The following is a 16,506-nucleotide window of genomic DNA, read 5'->3' as shown; positions in this document are numbered from 1 at the left end:
ACACCATGATGCGCCGGTCGGCCGGCGCGCGCAGGAGAGGGGTCGCCGATGCGCCTACCCGGCCTTGACGTGCCGAAGGAGAGCCGGCTGCTGGTGTTCGTCGGCCTCGTCGACGCGATCGGCACCGGCCTGTACATCGCGGGCTTCGCGGTGTTCTTCACCCGCAGCGCCGGCCTCTCCGCCACGGAGGTCGGTGTCGGGCTGACCGTCGCGAACGCCTGCGGGCTGGTCGCGATGACCCCCATCGGCATGCTGGCGGACCGGATCGGTCCGCGGGCGGCGTCGATCCTGCTGCACTACTGGCGCGCCGCCGGGTTCGCCGCGTTCGCGTTCGTCGACGACTTCGTCGGCTTCCTCGTCGTGTCCTGCGTCGTCGGCATCCCGACCAGGGCCATCGACCCCGTCAGCCAGATGTACGTCGACCGGCACATCGGCAAGGACCTGCGCGTACGCGTGATGTCCGTGATGCGCGTCGTCTACAACATCGGGTTCTCCGTCGGCGGCGTGCTCACCACCGTGATCCTCGTCGTCGGTACCCGCCCGGCGTTCCTGGTGATCGTCCTCGGCAACGCCGCCACCTTCCTGCTCGCCGCGGTCCTGCTGGCCAGGGTGCCGCTGCTCGCCGACGACCCGCCGGACCGCAGGACCGCCCGCGGCTGGCCGAGGTCGCTGCGCCAGGGCCGGTACCTGGTCGTCACCGGCCTCAACGCCGTGCTGGTGCTGAACACGACCGTGCTGACCCTGGGCATCCCGCTGTGGATCGCGACGCGGACCGACGCGCCCACCGCGGTCGTCGGGCCGCTGATGGTGCTCAACACCGTGCTGGTGGTACTGCTGCAGGTCCGGCTCAGCCGCGGCTCCGACACCCGGGAGGGCGGGGTCCGGGCACTGCGGTGGGCGGCGCTGGCTTTCGCGGCCGCCACAGCCGTGCTGGCCCTGTCCGGCCTGATGAACCCCGCAGGCGCGGTGGTCGCGGTGGTCGTCGCGACGGTGCTGCTGACCTTCGGCGAGCTGTGGCACTTCGCCGGCCGGCTGTCCGTGTCCTACGCGCTCGCGCCCCGCGACCGGCAGGGCGAGTACCTGTCCGTCTTCTGGCTCGGCTCCGCCGCCGCGCTCATGGTCGGCCCGGCGCTGATCACCGTCGGGGTCGTCGACCGGGGCGGGTTCGGCTGGCTCGCGCTCGCGGCCGTCTTCGCCGTGACGGGCCTGCTCGTCGGGCCCGCCGTCGCCGCGGCCGCGCGGCAGCTGGAAAAAGAACACCCGGAGGCCGAGATGGTGCCGAATGCGACCTGACGACATCCCCACAGGCGAGCTGGTGGACCGGATCCTGGTCCCGTTCGACGGCGAGGGCGCCGGCGAGGCCGAGCTGACGTTCGGACAGCTCGGCCTCTGGCAGTCGATGCGGCCGGACCTGTCCAGGACCGTCGACTACGTCGCCGAGCCCCCACCCGGCACGACCGTCGACGACGTCGTGGACATGCTCGCCTTCATGGTGGGCCGGCACCAGTCGCTGCGCACCACACTGGTGCCGCGGCAGGACGGCCGGCCGCCACGCCAGAAGGTGGCCGCCCGCGGCGAGATCCCGCTCCTCGTCGTGTCCGCCGCCGGCGACGACCCCGCCGAGGTCGCCGAGTCGCTCTCGACGCACTGGCAGGTCGTCCCGTTCGCCTACGAGACCGAGTGGCCCGTACGCCTGGGCGTGGTCGTGGCCGCCGGCGTGGTCACCCACGTGGTCACCGTCATCCTGCACACCTCGATCGACGCGTTCGGGTTCAGCGCGCTGGTGGCCGACATCGGCGCCCGGGACCCGTCGACGGGTGCGCCCGCGGGCCCGGTCACCGGGCTGCCGCCACTCGCGCAGGCGGCGTGGGAGGCGACCCCGGCCGGCCGCAAGCAGAACGAACGGTCGCTGCGGTACCTGGAGAAGGTGCTCCGGACCGCGCCTGCCGACGTGTTCGGGCCGCCGCGGTACCCCGGCGAGCCGCACTACGAGCTGGTGCGCTACCGGTCCCGCGCGCTCAGCCTGGCCATCCACGCGGTCGCCGCACGGGAGCGGATCGACGACTCGCCGGCACTGCTCACCGCGTTCCTCGTCGGCGCCGCGCGCGTCACCGGCGCCCACCCGATGCTGACGCTCATGTTGGTGAGCAACAGGTTCCGTCCCGGCTACGCCGGCTCGGTGAGCGCGCTGATCAAGGTCACGCCGTTCCTGCTCGACCTCGCCGGCCGCACCGTCGGCGAGGCGGTCGTCCGGGCCGCGGGCAGAGCGCTGAACGCGTACAAGAACGCCTACTACAACGCCTACGAGCAGGACGAGGTCATCGAGCGCGTGGAGAGCGAGCGGGGCGAGCGGTTCGACCTGTCCTGCTACTACAACGACCGCAGGCAGGGAGATCGCGTGCACGCCGGTGTGCCGGCCCCGTCCGCCCAGGAGATCCGCGCCGCGCTCGCCGACAGCGAGCTGTCGTGGCGGCCGGAGGTCGGCATCCCGCGCACGAAGATCCACCTGTGCGTCGACGACCCGCCCGGTGCCGTCGAGCTGGTCCTGTCGGCCGACACCCGGTACCTGAGCCGCGACGACATGGCGGCCCTCGCCCGGGCGGTCGAGGAGGCGGCCGTACAGGCGGCGCTCGAACCGGACACACCCACCGGGATCAGCACGGACGTCCCGGTGGAGGCGGTTCGATGACGGACTCCACTGTGGACTCGACTGTGGGCACCGCGGTGGGCCTGTACCGGACGGTCCGGCTGGTCCGGCGGTTCGAGGAGCGGGCCGTCGAGCTGGTGCGCTCCGGCGACATCGTCGGCGGCATCCACCCCTACATCGGACAGGAGGCCGTCGCCGCGGGTGTCTGTGCCGCGCTCGGCCCGGACGACCTCGTCACCGGCACGCACCGCGGTCACGGCCACGTGCTCGCGAAGGGCGCGGACCCGGCCCGCATGATGGCCGAGCTGACCGGCCGCGTCACCGGGCTCAACCAGGGCCGCGGCGGGTCCATGCACGCCGCGGACTTCGGTGTCGGGATCCTCGGCGCCAACGCCATCGTCGGCGCCTCCGGCGCCATCGCGACCGGCGCGGCGTGGGCACGGCGACGGCTCGGTGCGCCGGTGGTCGCCGCGACCTTCTTCGGTGACGGCGCGGTCAACGAGGGCATGCTGCTGGAGTCGTTCAACCTCGCCGCGCTCTGGCGCGTGCCGGTCGTGTTCGTCTGCGAGAACAACGGCTACGCCACCACCATGCGGGTCGAGGACGCGGTCGCCGGCAGCATCACCGGCCGGGCCGAGGCGTTCGGCATCCCGGCGGCCACGGTGGACGGACAGGACCCGGCGGCGGTCCTCGCCGCGACCCGGGACGCCGTGGCGCGTGCCCGCGCGGGCGAGGGGCCGACCTTCCTCGAGTGCCGCACCCGCCGGTTCGACGCCCATCACACCTTCGAGCACAAGGTCCGCCTGCGTTACCGGACCGACGAAGCGGACCTCCGCACCCGCGACCCGGTCGACATCCAGGGTGCCCGGCTCGACGGGACCACCCGGTCCGAAGTGGACAGTGAGGTGGAGGCCGTGCTCGACGAGGCGGTCGCGTTCGCGCTGGGCAGCCCGTTCCCCGACCCGCTCACCGCGCTGGACCACCTGTACGCCAGCGGCCTGACCCCGCGACCGGGGAGTGATGTCTGATGCCGTGGCTGTCCTACCAGAAGGCGCTCAACCGGGCCCTGTTCGACGCGATGACCGCCGACGACACGGTGTTCGTGCTCGGCGAGGACGTCCGCGTCGCCGCGTCGAACGTGACAGTCGGGCTCGCCAGGCGGTTCGGGCCGGACCGCGTCCTCGACACCCCGTTGTCCGAGCAGGGTTTCACGAGCTTCGCCACCGGCGCGGCGATGGCCGGCATGCGGCCGGTGATCGAGTTCCAGATCCCGGCGCTGCTGTTCCTGTCCTTCGAGCAGATCGTCAACCACGCGCACAAGTTCTCGCTGATGACCGGTGGGCAGTGCCAGGTCCCGGTGACGTACGTGGTCCCGGGGTCCGGGTCCCGCACCGGCTGGGCCGGGCAGCACTCCGACCACCCCTACAGCCTGTTCGCCCACGTCGGTGTGAAGACCGTCGTGCCGGCCACGCCCACCGACGCCTACGGCCTGCTCAGATCGTCCGTCGAGGACCCCGACCCGGTCGTGGTGTTCGCCCCGGCCGCCGCGCTCGGCGTCCGGGAGGACGTGGACCTCGCGACGCTCGCACCCGTGCCGTTGGGCTCCGGCCGGATCCACCGGCACGGCGCCGACGTCACGGTCGTCGCCGTCGGCCACCTCGTGCACGACGCCATCGCGGTCGCCGACGACCTCGCGGGCAGCGTGTCGGTCGAGGTGTTCGACCCGAGGACGCTCTACCCGTTCGACTGGGACGGGCTCACCGAGTCGGTACGCAGGACCGGCCGGCTCGTGGTGGTCGACGACGCCAACCGCACGTGCGGGATCGCGGCCGAGGTGATCGCGACGATGGCCGAACGGGTGCGGCTCGCCGCGCCACCGGTGCGGGTCACCCGTCCGGACGGCGCGGTCCTGCCGTTCTCCATCGAGCTCGACCGCGCGACCCAGCCGAGCAGGGCACAGCTCGCGGCCGCGGTCGCACTCACGGTGAAGGAAAGGTAGTCATGGCAGCGACCGCGTGGGAACGGATGGGCGAGGCCGCCCGGTCCGCCATGATCGAGTGCGGGATCCGGAGCTGGGCGGGCGTCTACGACGGCGTCGCAACCAAGAACAAGCAGTGGCGGCCGTTGCGCCCGCCGCTGATGTCCCACGCCGAGTACGACGAGATCACCGGCCTCACGGCGCGACTCGCCGAGCTGGTCCTCGGCGCCTGCCAACGCCGCGCGGCCACCACGGGCGAGCTGCGCGAGCGGCTCGGCGTGCCGGCGGGACAGATCGAGCTCCTGGACGAGGACGCGCCACTCACCGAGGACCTGATCGTGGCGGTCCGGCCGGACGTGCTGCTCTCCGGCGGCGTGCCGAGGTTCGTCGAGTGCAATGTGGACAGTGCGCTGGGCGGCGCGTTCGACTCCGACGGCATAGCACGGCGGTTCCTGTCCGCCTACACCGAACACGGCGTCCCCGTGTCGCTGGCCGTGCCGGACTCCGCCGTGGACACCCGCTTCCACGCGATGCGCGACCAGCTCGGCCTCGCCGACGGTGCCACCTCGGTGATCCTGTTCCACATGGGCAGCGACTACCCCGACACCCAGGACGGGCACACGCTCATCAAGCTCCTCGAACCCGTGCGCGACCGCGGCCGCGCGGCCGGCCTCGACGTCGTGGTGTACCCGCTCGAATGGCTCACCCTCGACGACGGCCGCCTGCGGGCCGGTGACACGGTCCTCGACTCGGTGCTGCGGATGTTCGTGCCCCAGGACACACCGCGCGGCACGGGGTACGACGCGCTCGTGACCGCGTTGCGCACCGGCACCGTCCAGATGTTCACGCCCACCGCCACCTGGCTGCTCGCCAACAAGGCGACCTTCGCATGGCTGTGGGAGGACGTCGACCGGCTGCCGGCGGCGGACGCCGCGCTGGTCCGCCGGTACGTGCCCTACACCGAGGTGCTCACCGGCGCGGACAAGCCGCGGCACGACCTCGTCCTCAAGCCGACCGGAACCTACGGCGGCTCCGGGGTGGTCGTCGGGCGCGAGGTCACCCAGGAACGCTGGGACGAGGCCCTGCGTGCGGCCGTCGCGGCGGGCGGGCACATCGTGCAGGAGTACGTGCCCACCGACCGGCTCGCCATGCACTTCGTCGAGGTCGCCACCGGCGCCGTGCGTGCGGCCGAGGTGCCGTACTGCGTCGCGCCCTACCTGTTCGGCGGCCGGGCCGCGGGCGCGTACCTGCGGTTCGCGGTGCCGGACTCGGCGTCCGGGTCCGTGGTCAACCTCGGGCAGGGCGCGCTCACCAGCGGCCTGCTCCTCACGGACGGCTGACGTGCCCGGTCGCGATGTGGGCACCCAGCAGCCGGACCGCCTCGGCGACGGCGATCGCGTCGCTGCGTGCGTTCCCGTGCCTGCCGTCGCTGGAGAACATGTCCGGGTCGGTCGCCGCCGGGTGCGCGGTCAGGTTCAGGTGCAGGGTGCCGAGCTCCGCCGCGATCGCGGCGGTGTGCTCGGACAGCGTCTGCATCCGCGTGCGCAGCCCCGGCCGCAGCCAGTCGGCGATCGCGGGGGAGGGGGAGTAGGACACGTTGTACAGCCCCACCGTGATCACGTCCGCGCCGGCCGCCAGCAACGCGGTGACCATCGCCCGCAGCTCGGCGTCCACGCCGTCCGGCCGGTAGGTGGCCGGGAACGCGTCGTTGCCGCCGCACACCACGAGCGCGAGGTCGGGCCGGAAGTCCAGCGCCGGCCGCAGCTGGCGGGCGCGGATCTCCCGTGTCCGCAGGCCCCGGTGGCCGAGGTTGCGGTACTCGAAGTCCGGCGCGGCGGCGGACAGCTCGCCCGCGAGCCGGTCCGCGAGCTGCACCTCGCTGTAGCCCGGCACCGGCTCGGCCAGCCCTTCCGCGACACTGTCGCCGATGACGACGAACCGGCGCCAGGGGTGCCCGGCGAGCAGCCGGGCGCTCTCACCCTGGCGCAGGCAGTAGGGATCTTCCGACTCAGCGAAGGTGCACATGTCCACTCACGATGATCTGCGGGATCTGCGGGATCTGCGGGATCTGCGGGAGGCCGACCGCCGCGTGCTGGCGGTGACCACGGCGGTCGTCGAGCAGGTGCGGTCCGACCAGCTCGACCTGCCGACGCCCTGCACGGGTTGGGTGCTGCGGGATCTGTTGCGGCACATGGTAGGCAACAACAACGGGTTCGCCGCCGCGGCACTCGGCGCGCCGCCGGAGGTCGAGGTCTGGGACGGCGCGGGCGTCACCGACCCGGTCGGCGACTTCGCGGCGTCGGCCAAGCGGGTCGTCGAGGCGTTCGCGTCGGTCGAGCCGCTGACCGGCACGTTCGCCGTGCCTGGCTACGGCGACGTGCCCGCCGGGCAGGCCGTCGGCATGCACTTCATCGACTACCTGGCCCACGGCTGGGACGTCGCCGTGTCGATCGGCGTGGACGCCGGCCTCGACGAGGGCGCGTGCGACGCGGTGCTGCGGATCGGGTCGGCCTGGCCGCTGGACTCGCCGAGGATCTGGGGTCCGGACGCCGCGTTCGGCTACCGGGTCGAGGTACCCGCGGACGCACCCGTCGCCGACCGGATGCTGGGTTTCCTCGGCCGCTCTCCGTCGTGGCCAGAATGACGTCACGACACCCCCGTGCACGCTTCGCGGCGCCGGAGCGCTCCGCGGGCTCCGCTTCTTCGGCGTCGCTCCGCGGGCTCGGTGGCGTCGTGAGGGTTGATGGTTCGCTCCGCAAGCTCTGCTCACGGTACCGCCTGCGTCACCGGGGTGGCCTCGGTGCGATGCCGCCGCGACCAGAGCCAGGGGCCCGCGGTGGCGAGCGTGCACAGCACCCCGGCCACCAGGATGGCCGTGTTCAGGCCGAACCCCGTCACCGCGAGCCCGCCGAGGACACCGCCGATCGGGATGCCGGTGAACGTGATGGCCGTGCACACGCCGAACGCCCTGGTCTGCAGCTCGGGCGGCACCCGTTCGTAGAGCATCGCGCCGATGACCGGGTTGACCGCCGCGATGGCCAACCCGGAGACGAACGTGACCACGCAGACGAGCAGGACGTCGTGGGTGAGGCCGAGGATCAGCCAGCGGGGCGCGCCCGCGATGAGCGCGCCGAGCATGAACGTCTGGTACATCGGCAGTTTCGGCGCGATGGCCGTGAACACGACGCTGCCCAGCACGGCACCCGCCGCGAACGCGCCGAGCACGAGACCGAGCGCCTCCGGGGTGTGCAGCACCTCGGCGACCCAGACGGGGATGAACACCGCGACGCCGGCCTGGTTGAACATGTTGAGCGCGAACAGCATCACGATCATGCTGGGCAGCAGGTCGTCCCGCCACAGGACGCGGAACCCGCCACGCAGCGCGACGAGGTAACGCTCCGGGGCCTGGGGAGGGATCGCGCCCTCCGGCAGCCGCACCACGGTCGCGACGACCAGCGCGCACAGGGCGAACGACGCGGCGTCGACCCAGATCGCGCCGAGCGGCCCGACCCAGGCGATGAGCAGACCGCCTGCCGCGCTGCCGACGAGCATGGCGGTACGGGAGAAGCCCTCGTAGGCGGAGGTCACGCGGATGACCTTGATCCCGGCCTCCTCGGCGAGGGGGCGGAGCATCACGTGCTTGACGCGGTCGCCGAGCCCGCGCGTGGCGCCGGCGACCGCGACGAGGACGAGCAGCCACCCGAAGCCGAGCCTGGGCGCCGCGGCGATGCCCGCCATGGCGAGGGCACTGCCCGCGTCGACGACGATCGTCGCGCGCCGGACCCCGAGCCGGTCGGCGAGCGGCGCGGCCAGCACGCCGGACAGGACGTACGGCAGCATCTCCGCCCCGGCGACGAGGCCCATCTTCGTCGCGCTGCCGGTGGTGACCAGCACCAGCCACGGGATCGCCAGCATCGACACGCGAGTGCCCAGCACGGACACGACGTCCGCGGTGAACAGCGCGACGAACCGCCCCCGAGCACCCACCCCCTAACCGCCGATCTCGACGGCCGGGTGCTCGGCGGCGTACCGCGCCCGCAGCGCCTTCTTGTCGATCTTGTTCGCCCTGGTCAGCGGCAGGGCGTCGACGAACTCGACCGTGCGCGGCTCCCACATGTCGTTGAGTTCCTCGCCCACCATCGCCGACAGTTCCTCGCCGGTCACCGCCGCGTCGGCGGTGGGCACCACGTACGCGTGCACTACCTCGCCGATCACCGGGTCCGGCACCCCGATCACCGCGGCCATCCGCACCTGCGGGTGGCCGGCGAGCACGTCCTCGATCGGGCGCGAGTAGATGTTCCACGACCGCCGGTGCGTGATGATCATGTCGCTCGTGCGGTCCACGATGTACAGGAACCCGTCCTCGTCCAGGTGCCCGACGTCGCGGGTGCGCACCCAGCCGTCCACCAGCGTCTCGGCCGTCAGCTCCGGCTGGCCCCAGTACCCGGCGAAGTTCAGCCGGCTCGACACCCAGATCTCACCGTCGACACCGGTCGGCACGGCGTGCCCGTCCTCGTCGCGGATCTCCAGCCGCACGTCGCCGTACGGGGTGCCGGCCGAGCGGATCCGTCGCGGGTGCTCGGGATCCTCCGTCAGCCCGGGCAGCGCCGTGGTCACGACCGACTCCGACAGCCCGTACACGATCCGGATCACCGGGCCCCACAGGCGAATCGCCTGCCGCAGCCGCGACGGGGCCGCCGGACCCGCGCCGATGTTGAACATGAACATGTGGCTCATGTCCGTGGTCGCGGCGGCCGGGTGGTCCAGCACCTCGTAGAGCATCGGGGGTGACATGAACGTCGAGTTGATCCGCTCGCGGGCCACGGTCGCCAGGAACCGCTCCGCGGTCCAGGCGTCCTCGAGGAACAGCACCCCACCGGTGAACAGGTTGACGAACGCCGTGATCTGCCCGCTGACGAGCCACATCGGCGAGCTCGTCAGGTGCCGCAGCAACGGCGCGCCCGTCGAGGTGAACTGCCCCTCCGCGATCGCCAGCACCTGCAGGAAGAACGCGTGCGGCAGGTGCACCAGCTTGGGGGTGCCCGTGGTGCCGCTGGTCTGGAACACGGCCTCCGGCTCGTGGTCGCCGGGGGTGACCTCGGCGTTGTCCGAGTTGGCGAGCAGGTCGGGGCCGGGGCCACCGGGGCCGAGGCAGAACACGGGAACCTCGAGCGACGCCGCGATCTCGGCGCCCAGCCCGCCCTGCGTGCGCGGGTCGAAGACGAACGCGTCCGCGCCGCACCGCCGCACGTACTCGAGGATCTCGCGGCGAGCGGTGACCGGTGCGACCCAGAACGAACGGCAACCGAGGAGGTGGACGGCGAGCTGGAGAACCGGGCCCTCGAGCGGGTTCGCGACCATGATCAGCACACTCGCGCCGGACCGGACACCGTAGGCCCGGAGCGTGGCGGCCATTCGGTGCACCAGGTCGCGCAATTCGCGATAAGAAATACGGCGGTCGTCCTGGACGAGCGCTGCCCGCTCGCCGTAGCCGGCGAACAGTTCCAGCGCCCGTGTCACATATGTCCGTGTCCGGTCGCTCGCAATATCCATGCCCGCTCCGCTGGTCCATTCGGGGAAATCACGCCGACCGCGATTCGGACGAGAGAGTACCTGCCGGACGGCGGTCCGGCCAGTGGCTGATTGCGTTGACGACGTGGCAGGACAGGGTGGCGGAAGGTAGCTGCAAGCTATCGGTGAATTGCGCTCGGTTTCCGCGTAGTGCGGATGGGTACGAATGGTTGGGCTGGTCATACGAACACATTGGATCCATTCGCGAGATTGATTGACCTTGAATCGTCCCGGCGACTACGTTCCGGGCCCATAACTCGTGCCGCCGCCACCGGCGCGCGCAGGCTTTTTCTGGAGGTTCCACCGAATGAACAACCCGAGAAAATGGCGGTCACTGATCGCCACGGGGCTGCTGGCCGCGGTCACCTCGACCGTGCTCGTCGCCAGCGTCGGCGAGGCGGCCGAGGCCCGGCACGGCTCGCCGCGGGACTGGGTCGGTAGCTGGGCGGCGGCCGTCACCCGAGGCAACCTGTCGGGATCCACCTTCTTGGGTCTCAACAACCAGAGTGTCCGGCTGATCGTGCACGGCTCCGTCGGCGGCTCGAAGGTCCGCATCCGGCTCACCAACCTCCACGGCGAGCAGGCGGTGACCGTGGGGCACGCCACCGTCGCGAAGCCGGACACCACCACCCCGGCGCTGTCCGACGTCGACGCGTCGACCATCCACGAGCTGACCTTCGGCGGCTCGTCCACCTTCGTGATGCCCAAGGGCGCCGAGCTGCTCAGCGACCCGGTCGACCTGCCCGTCGGCAACGACCAGGACCTCGTGGTCAGCGTCTTCTTCCCGACCCCCACCGGCCTCACCACGTTCCACTCCACCACCCGGCAGAACAACTACGTCGGCCCCGGTGACCTCGCGAGCGACCCCGGCGGCGCCGGCTACACCACCCAGCGCACGTGCTGCTGGTTCTTCCTGTCCGGTGTCGACGTGCTCCGCAAGGACGCCGCCGGCTCGGTGATCGTGTTCGGCGACTCGCTCGCCGACGGCCACGGCACCACGTTCAACGGCAACCTGCGCTGGCCCGACCAGCTCTTCGACCGGTTGCAGGCCAAGGTTCCCCAGCGGCACCTGCCCGGCGTGCTGAACATCAGCCGCGGCGGCGCCCGGCTCACCCACGAGGCCCTGGAGCCCGGCGACGGCGGCTTCAGCGGGTTCCCCGAGCTCGGCGACAACGCGTTCTCCCGGCTCAACGAGGACGTGTTCTCCGAGACCGGCGCGCACGCGGTCATCATGGACCTCGGTATCAACGACATCTGGATGAACAACGACCCGCCCGCGACGATCATCGCCGCGATCCGCCAGCTCAACCAGCAGATCAGGCAGCGCGGGTACACCGTCATCGTCGGCACGCTCGGCCCGTTCAACGGCCTCAACGGCGGCACCGCGCTGGTGTGGACCCCGGAGAAGGAGGCGACACGCAACGCGGTCAACGACTACCTGCGCACGCACCGCAGCGAGTTCGACGCGGTCGTGGACTTCGACAAGATCGTCCGTGACCCGGCCGACCCCACCAAGCTGAAGCCGGAGTACGACGGCGGTGACCACATCCACCCGAACGACGCCGGCTCCAAGGCGATGGCCGCGGCCATCCCGCTGAACCTCATCGTTCGCTAGGGAAAGAGGTCCCGGTGGCGGCCAGGCGCCACCGGGACCGCTCACATCCGGCGCCGAAAGGACGACATAGAACCATGGAAGCCGATTCGATCGTTGCTGGGCTGTACACAGAGGAGGCCCGGCACGATCCGAACCCGTGGTACGCGAAGCTGCACGAGTTGGGGACCGCGTCGCGGCTCGACCCGGCCGCGAGCGTGTACTCCGCCGTGGCGAACGGGTTCTCGGCCGTCGACGAGGTGCTGCGCGACCCACGCTTCATCAAGACCATCGGCCCCGCGGACAAGCTGGACCACCCCGTGCTGGCCACGCTGGCCCGCTCGATGATGTTCAGCCTCGAACCCGACCACGGGCGGATGCGCGGGCTGTTCAACAAGATCTTCACCCCACGCCGCATCGCCGGGCTGGAGGGCCAGCTCCTGGCGGCCATCGACGGCATGCTGGACGGGATGGCCGAGCTGGGCGCGGACGGCGCGCCGGTCGACTTCGTCGCCGAGTTCGGCTACCGGTTCCCGACCAAGGTCATCGGTTTCCTGCTCGACCTGCCCGAGTCCGACCTCGCGTGGTTCCGCGAGCGGGCCCACCGGATCGACCGGTACCTCGACCTCGGCGGCAAGTCCGACGAGAAGCTCCAGTCCGCGGACGACGCGGTGGGGGAGCTGACCGAGTACTACCTGCGGCTGATCGCCGACCGCCGCGCGAACCCGGGGACCGACATCGTCAGCGGGCTCGTCGGGCTCATCGACTCCGGCAGCGACCGGATCACCGACATCGAGCTGGTCGCGAACCTCGTGGTGCTGCTCAACGCCAGCTTCGTGACGACCATGAACCTGCTCGGCAACGGCCTCATCCCGTTGCTCGCGCGCCCGGAGCTGGTCGACCGGGCGCGGGCCGACGCGGACTTCGCGTCGCGGTGCGTCGAGGAGGTCCTGCGCTACGACAGCCCGGTGCAGCTGCTGACGCGTGTCGCGGGCGAGGACACCGAGCTCGCCGGCGTGCCGATCGCCGAGGGCGGCATCGTCCTGGTGCTGATCGGCGCCGCGAACCGGGATCCCCGCAAGCACACCGATCCCGGCGCGTTCGACCCCGACCGCGCCGACGTCGGCCACCTGAGCTTCGGCGGCGGCGCCTACTTCTGCCTCGGCGCCGCACTGTCCAGACTGGAGGGACGGCTCGCGTTCCCCCGGCTGTTCCAACGGTTCCCCGGCCTCGCGCTGGCCGGCGAACCGACCCGCAGCGACGGTTTCCTGCTGCGCGGCCACAGCGTCATCCCGGTCGCGACCGGAGGCAGCGGTGCCGCTTGACCCACAGGTGGCCGCGATGCGTGCCGAACGAGCGGCCCGCGGCGCGACGCCGCTGTACGAGATGACCCTGGCGCAGGCCCGTGCGGCCGACCTCGCCGACATCCGCGCGGGCGGTGGGGATGCCGAGCCGGTGTTCGAGGTCACCGACCACACGTTCCCGGGCCCGGACGGCGAGCTGCCGGTCCGCGTCTACCGGCCGTCCCCCGGCCGTCCACTGGGGACACTCGTGTACTTCTTCGGCGGCGGTTGGACCCTGGGCGGCATCGACACCTCCGACGGCGTGTGCCGGGCACTCGCGAACGCCGCGGGCTGCCTGGTCGTGACCCCGGGCTACCGGCGGGCGCCCGAGCACCCGTTCCCGGCCGCGGTGAACGACTGCCTCGCCGCCGTGTCCTGGGTCGCCGAGAACGCCGGGGCGCTCGGCGCGGACCGCATCGCGGTCGGCGGCGACAGCGCGGGCGGCAACCTCGCGGCCGTGGTGGCGCAGCAGCGCGGCGACCTGGCCGCGCAACTGTTGGTCTATCCCAACACCTGCTACCACGCGGACACGGAGTCGTTGCGGGACAACGACGACAGGTGGATGTTCAACCGCCACTCCGTCGACTGGTACTGGCGCAACTACCTGACCGTCCCCGAGGACGGCCGCGACCCCCGGGTGTCGCCGCTGCTCGCCGAGGACCTGTCCGGGCTGCCGCCCGCGCTCGTGATCACCGCCGAGTACGACCCGCTGCGCGACGAGGGCGAGCTGTACGCCGAAGCGATGCGGGCGGCCGGCGTGCGCGTGGAGTCGGTCCGCTACGACGGGATGGCACACGGCTTCTTCACGATGTCCGGCGTGCTCGACGACGCGCGCCGTGCCGTCGCGCAGGCCGCCGAGTTCCTGCGGAAGAACGTGTCCGATGGCCCGTGACGAACCACTGACCGTCGCCGACGTCGCTCGGCTGGCCGAGGCGCGGCTGCCGAAGGAGCTGTGGGACTACGTCGAGGGCGGCAGTGGCGCGGAGACGACCCTGGCGGCCAACCGCGCCGCGCTCGACGCGGTCGCGTTGGTGCCCAGGGTGCTCGGCGGGACGGAGGCGCCCGACCCGACGACCCGGCTGCTGGGCTCGGCGGCCGCGCTGCCGTTCGCCGTGGCGCCGATGGCCTACCAGCGGCTGCTGCATCCCGACGGCGAGCTGGCGACCGCGGCGGCCGCCGCCGCGGCCGGGGTGCCCTACCTCGTCAGCACCCTGAGCAGCGTGCCGGTCGAGGACCTCGCGAAGACCGGTGCCACACTGTGGTTCCAGCTCTACTGGCTGCGGTCGCGCGGCCTCGTGGAGTCGCTCGTGAGGCGTGCCGAGGACGCGGGCTGTGAGGCGCTGATGGTGACCGTCGACGTGCCGGTCATGGGCCGGCGGCTGCGGGACGTCCGCAACTCCTTCGCACTGCCCGACGACGTGGTCGCCGCCCACCTCGACGAGGGTTCGGTGGGCCGGGCACACGACCACCGGCACGGTTCGTCGGCCATCGCCGCGCACACCGCGGCGGCGTTCGCGCCCGGCCTCGGCTGGGCCGAGATCGAGTGGCTGCGCGGCAGAACGCCACTTCCCTTGGTGCTCAAGGGAGTCCTGGATCACCGGGACGCCGTGCTCGCCGTCGAGTCCGGTGTGGACGCCGTGGTCGTGTCCAACCACGGCGGCCGCCAGCTCGACGGCGCCGTCCCGAGCATCACCGCGCTGCCCGCCGTCGCCGAGGCAATGGCCGGGCGCGCCGACGTGTACCTCGACAGCGGTGTCCGCAGCGGCACCGACATCCTCCGCGCGCTGGCGTCCGGCGCACACGGCGTGCTCGTCGGCCGGCCCGTGCTGTACGGGCTCGCGGCCGACGGCGCCCGCGGCGCCGGGCACGTGCTTTCGCTGCTTGCTGAAGAGGTCCGTGACGCGATGACGCTGGCCGGCTGCGCCGACGTCGCCGCGGCGCGGGCGTTGTCCACCGTTCGAACTGTGAGGACCTGATGAGCATCGCCGACGTGTCGTCCGAGGATCGTCCGCCGCTGGCGCTGGCGTCCGTGACGGAGCTGCCGAGGGTGCACACCGACCTCGACACCGAGGACCTGCACCCCTCGATCGAGGATCCGGCGCTCAACTCGATGAACTTCCTCAACGAGGTGGCCAACCACTACCCGGACGCCGTGTCGCTCGCGGCAGGCCGGCCGTTCGAGGAGTTCTGGGAGACCGACGAGCTGTCGAGGTACCTCGCGCGGTTCAGCCAGCACCTGCGCGAGGACCGGGGGTACAGCGAGGAACGGGTGCGCCGGACGCTGTTCCAGTACGGCCGCACCAAGGGGATCGTGCACGAGCTGGTGGCCGCCAACCTCGAGCTGGACGAGGGGATCGTCGCCGACCCGGAGTCCATCGTGGTCACCGTGGGCTGCCAGGAGGCGATGGTCCTGGTCCTGCGGGCACTGCGTGCCGGCCCGCGGGACGTGCTCCTCGCCGTGTCGCCGACCTACGTCGGGCTCACCGGCGCGGCCCGCCTGGTCGACATGCCGGTCCTGCCGGTGGCGAGCGGCGAGGCCGGCATCGATCTCGACGACCTGCTGTCGCGCATCCAGGGCGCCCGCGCGGCCGGGCTGCGGCCGCGCGCCTGCTACGTGATGCCCGACTTCGCGAACCCGTCCGGCGTCAGCATGTCCGAGCAGACGCGGCGGGCACTGCTGTCCCTCGCCCGCGAGGAGGACTTCCTGCTGCTGGAGGACAACCCGTACGGACTGTTCCACGGCGACGCCTCCCGCGTGCCGACGCTGAAGGCGCTCGACGAGTGCCGCCGCGTGGTGTACCTGGGCTCGTTCGCGAAGACGGTGCTGCCCGGCGCGCGGGTCGGCTACGTGGTCGCCGACCAGACCGTCCGGGGTGGCGACGGCACCGTCCGGCTGCTGGCCGACGAGCTGTCCAAGATCAAGAGCATGCTGACCGTGAACACCCCGGCCCTGGCCCAGGCGGTCGTCGGCGGCAAGCTGCTCGAACACGGCTGCAGCCTCGTGCGTGCCACCGCACGGGAACGGGAGGTCTACGCGGCCAACCGGACCAGGGTCGTCGAGGGCCTCGCCGCCCGCTTCGGTGACGACTCCCTGGTCGGCTGGAACGTGCCGATGGGTGGCTTCTTCGTGGTGGTGACCGTCCCGTTCACCGTGGACGACGCGTTGCTGACCCGGTCGGCCCGCGACTACGGCGTGCTGTGGACCCCGATGCACCACTTCTACGACACGGGCACCAGCAACGCGGACGGCATCCGGTCGCTGCGGCTGTCGTGCAGTGTGGTGAACGCCGAGCAGATCGACGCCGGCCTGGACCGGTTGGCGTTGCTCATCAACGACGAGCTGGCGAGAACCCGCCGCTGAGGGTGGTGCTTCGCC

14 protein-coding genes are annotated in these 16,506 nt (G+C 71.9%); 11 read left to right on the top strand and 3 right to left on the bottom strand.

Annotated elements, in window-relative coordinates; translation table 11 throughout:
• Positions 1–48: 48 nt before the first annotated feature.
• Genes VET29_RS24335 through VET29_RS24315 form a run of 5 tightly spaced genes read left to right on the top strand, consistent with a single transcriptional unit; the run spans position 49 to position 5,965 of the window.
• Positions 49–1,293, top strand: a complete 1,245-nt coding sequence (locus VET29_RS24335) for an MFS transporter (protein ID WP_324924377.1) — start codon at positions 49–51, stop codon at positions 1,291–1,293.
• Positions 1,283–2,689 carry a hypothetical protein gene (locus VET29_RS24330; RefSeq protein ID WP_324924376.1) on the top strand — a complete coding sequence of 469 codons (1,407 nt, stop codon included), beginning with the start codon at positions 1,283–1,285 and terminating at the stop codon, positions 2,687–2,689. The genes VET29_RS24335 and VET29_RS24330 overlap by 11 nt, the downstream gene beginning before the upstream one ends.
• On the top strand, positions 2,686–3,675 hold the full coding sequence (locus VET29_RS24325; protein WP_324924374.1) for a thiamine pyrophosphate-dependent dehydrogenase E1 component subunit alpha: 990 nt from the start codon (positions 2,686–2,688) through the stop codon (positions 3,673–3,675). The genes VET29_RS24330 and VET29_RS24325 overlap by 4 nt, the downstream gene beginning before the upstream one ends.
• Positions 3,675–4,646 (top strand): alpha-ketoacid dehydrogenase subunit beta, encoded by a 972-nt coding sequence (locus VET29_RS24320; protein ID WP_324924372.1) that lies wholly within the window; start codon positions 3,675–3,677, stop codon positions 4,644–4,646. Before VET29_RS24325 ends, VET29_RS24320 begins: the two co-directional genes overlap by 1 nt.
• 2 nt (positions 4,647–4,648) lie before the next feature.
• Positions 4,649–5,965: a hypothetical protein gene (locus tag VET29_RS24315; protein WP_324924370.1), complete on the top strand. Its 1,317-nt coding sequence runs from the start codon at positions 4,649–4,651 to the stop codon at positions 5,963–5,965.
• Here the strand turns inward: VET29_RS24315 and VET29_RS24310 are convergent.
• Entirely contained in the window at positions 5,952–6,650 is a 699-nt protein-coding gene (locus tag VET29_RS24310; protein WP_324924368.1) for an SGNH/GDSL hydrolase family protein, read from the bottom strand. The genes VET29_RS24315 and VET29_RS24310 overlap by 14 nt on opposite strands.
• Here VET29_RS24310 and VET29_RS24305 point away from each other — a divergent pair.
• Entirely contained in the window at positions 6,649–7,269 is a 621-nt protein-coding gene (locus VET29_RS24305) for a TIGR03086 family metal-binding protein (protein ID WP_324924366.1), read from the top strand. The genes VET29_RS24310 and VET29_RS24305 overlap by 2 nt on opposite strands.
• A 122-nt stretch (positions 7,270–7,391) precedes the next feature.
• On the opposite strand, the gene VET29_RS24300 is transcribed toward VET29_RS24305, so the two are convergent.
• Together VET29_RS24300 and VET29_RS24295 are read right to left on the bottom strand one after the other, a co-directional pair.
• Positions 7,392–8,612 carry an MFS transporter gene (locus VET29_RS24300; RefSeq protein WP_324924365.1) on the bottom strand — a complete coding sequence of 407 codons (1,221 nt, stop codon included), beginning with the start codon at positions 8,610–8,612 and terminating at the stop codon, positions 7,392–7,394.
• Between the two features lie 3 nt (positions 8,613–8,615).
• The gene (locus tag VET29_RS24295; protein ID WP_324924363.1) at positions 8,616–10,145 is read right to left on the bottom strand and encodes an AMP-binding protein; all 1,530 of its coding nucleotides are present in this window, start codon (positions 10,143–10,145) and stop codon (positions 8,616–8,618) included.
• Positions 10,146–10,503: 358 nt separating this feature from the next.
• Here VET29_RS24295 and VET29_RS24290 point away from each other — a divergent pair, with 358 nt between their 5' ends.
• The 5 genes from VET29_RS24290 (at position 10,504) to VET29_RS24270 (ending at position 16,491) form a co-directional block, all read left to right on the top strand.
• Positions 10,504–11,811: a GDSL-type esterase/lipase family protein gene (locus tag VET29_RS24290; protein ID WP_324924361.1), complete on the top strand. Its 1,308-nt coding sequence runs from the start codon at positions 10,504–10,506 to the stop codon at positions 11,809–11,811.
• A 74-nt stretch (positions 11,812–11,885) separates the two neighbouring features.
• Positions 11,886–13,112: a cytochrome P450 gene (locus VET29_RS24285; RefSeq protein ID WP_324924359.1), complete on the top strand. Its 1,227-nt coding sequence runs from the start codon at positions 11,886–11,888 to the stop codon at positions 13,110–13,112.
• 16 nt (positions 13,113–13,128) lie between these two features.
• Complete coding sequence (locus VET29_RS24280; protein WP_324924357.1) at positions 13,129–14,022, top strand: alpha/beta hydrolase; 894 nt, start codon at positions 13,129–13,131, stop codon at positions 14,020–14,022.
• Positions 14,012–15,106, top strand: a complete 1,095-nt coding sequence (locus VET29_RS24275) for an alpha-hydroxy acid oxidase (RefSeq protein ID WP_324924355.1) — start codon at positions 14,012–14,014, stop codon at positions 15,104–15,106. The genes VET29_RS24280 and VET29_RS24275 overlap by 11 nt, the downstream gene beginning before the upstream one ends.
• A complete protein-coding gene (locus tag VET29_RS24270; RefSeq protein ID WP_324924353.1) occupies positions 15,106–16,491 on the top strand; it encodes a PLP-dependent aminotransferase family protein in 1,386 nt (461 codons plus the stop codon). The genes VET29_RS24275 and VET29_RS24270 overlap by 1 nt, the downstream gene beginning before the upstream one ends.
• Positions 16,492–16,506: the final 15 nt, after the last annotated feature.

Origin of the sequence: Actinophytocola sp., from assembly GCF_035634895.1 — a bacterium.
Lineage (GTDB): Bacteria > Actinomycetota > Actinomycetes > Mycobacteriales > Pseudonocardiaceae > Actinophytocola.
The sequence above is the reverse complement of the archived record's forward strand: the minus strand, read 5'-3'. Positions and strand labels throughout refer to the sequence as shown.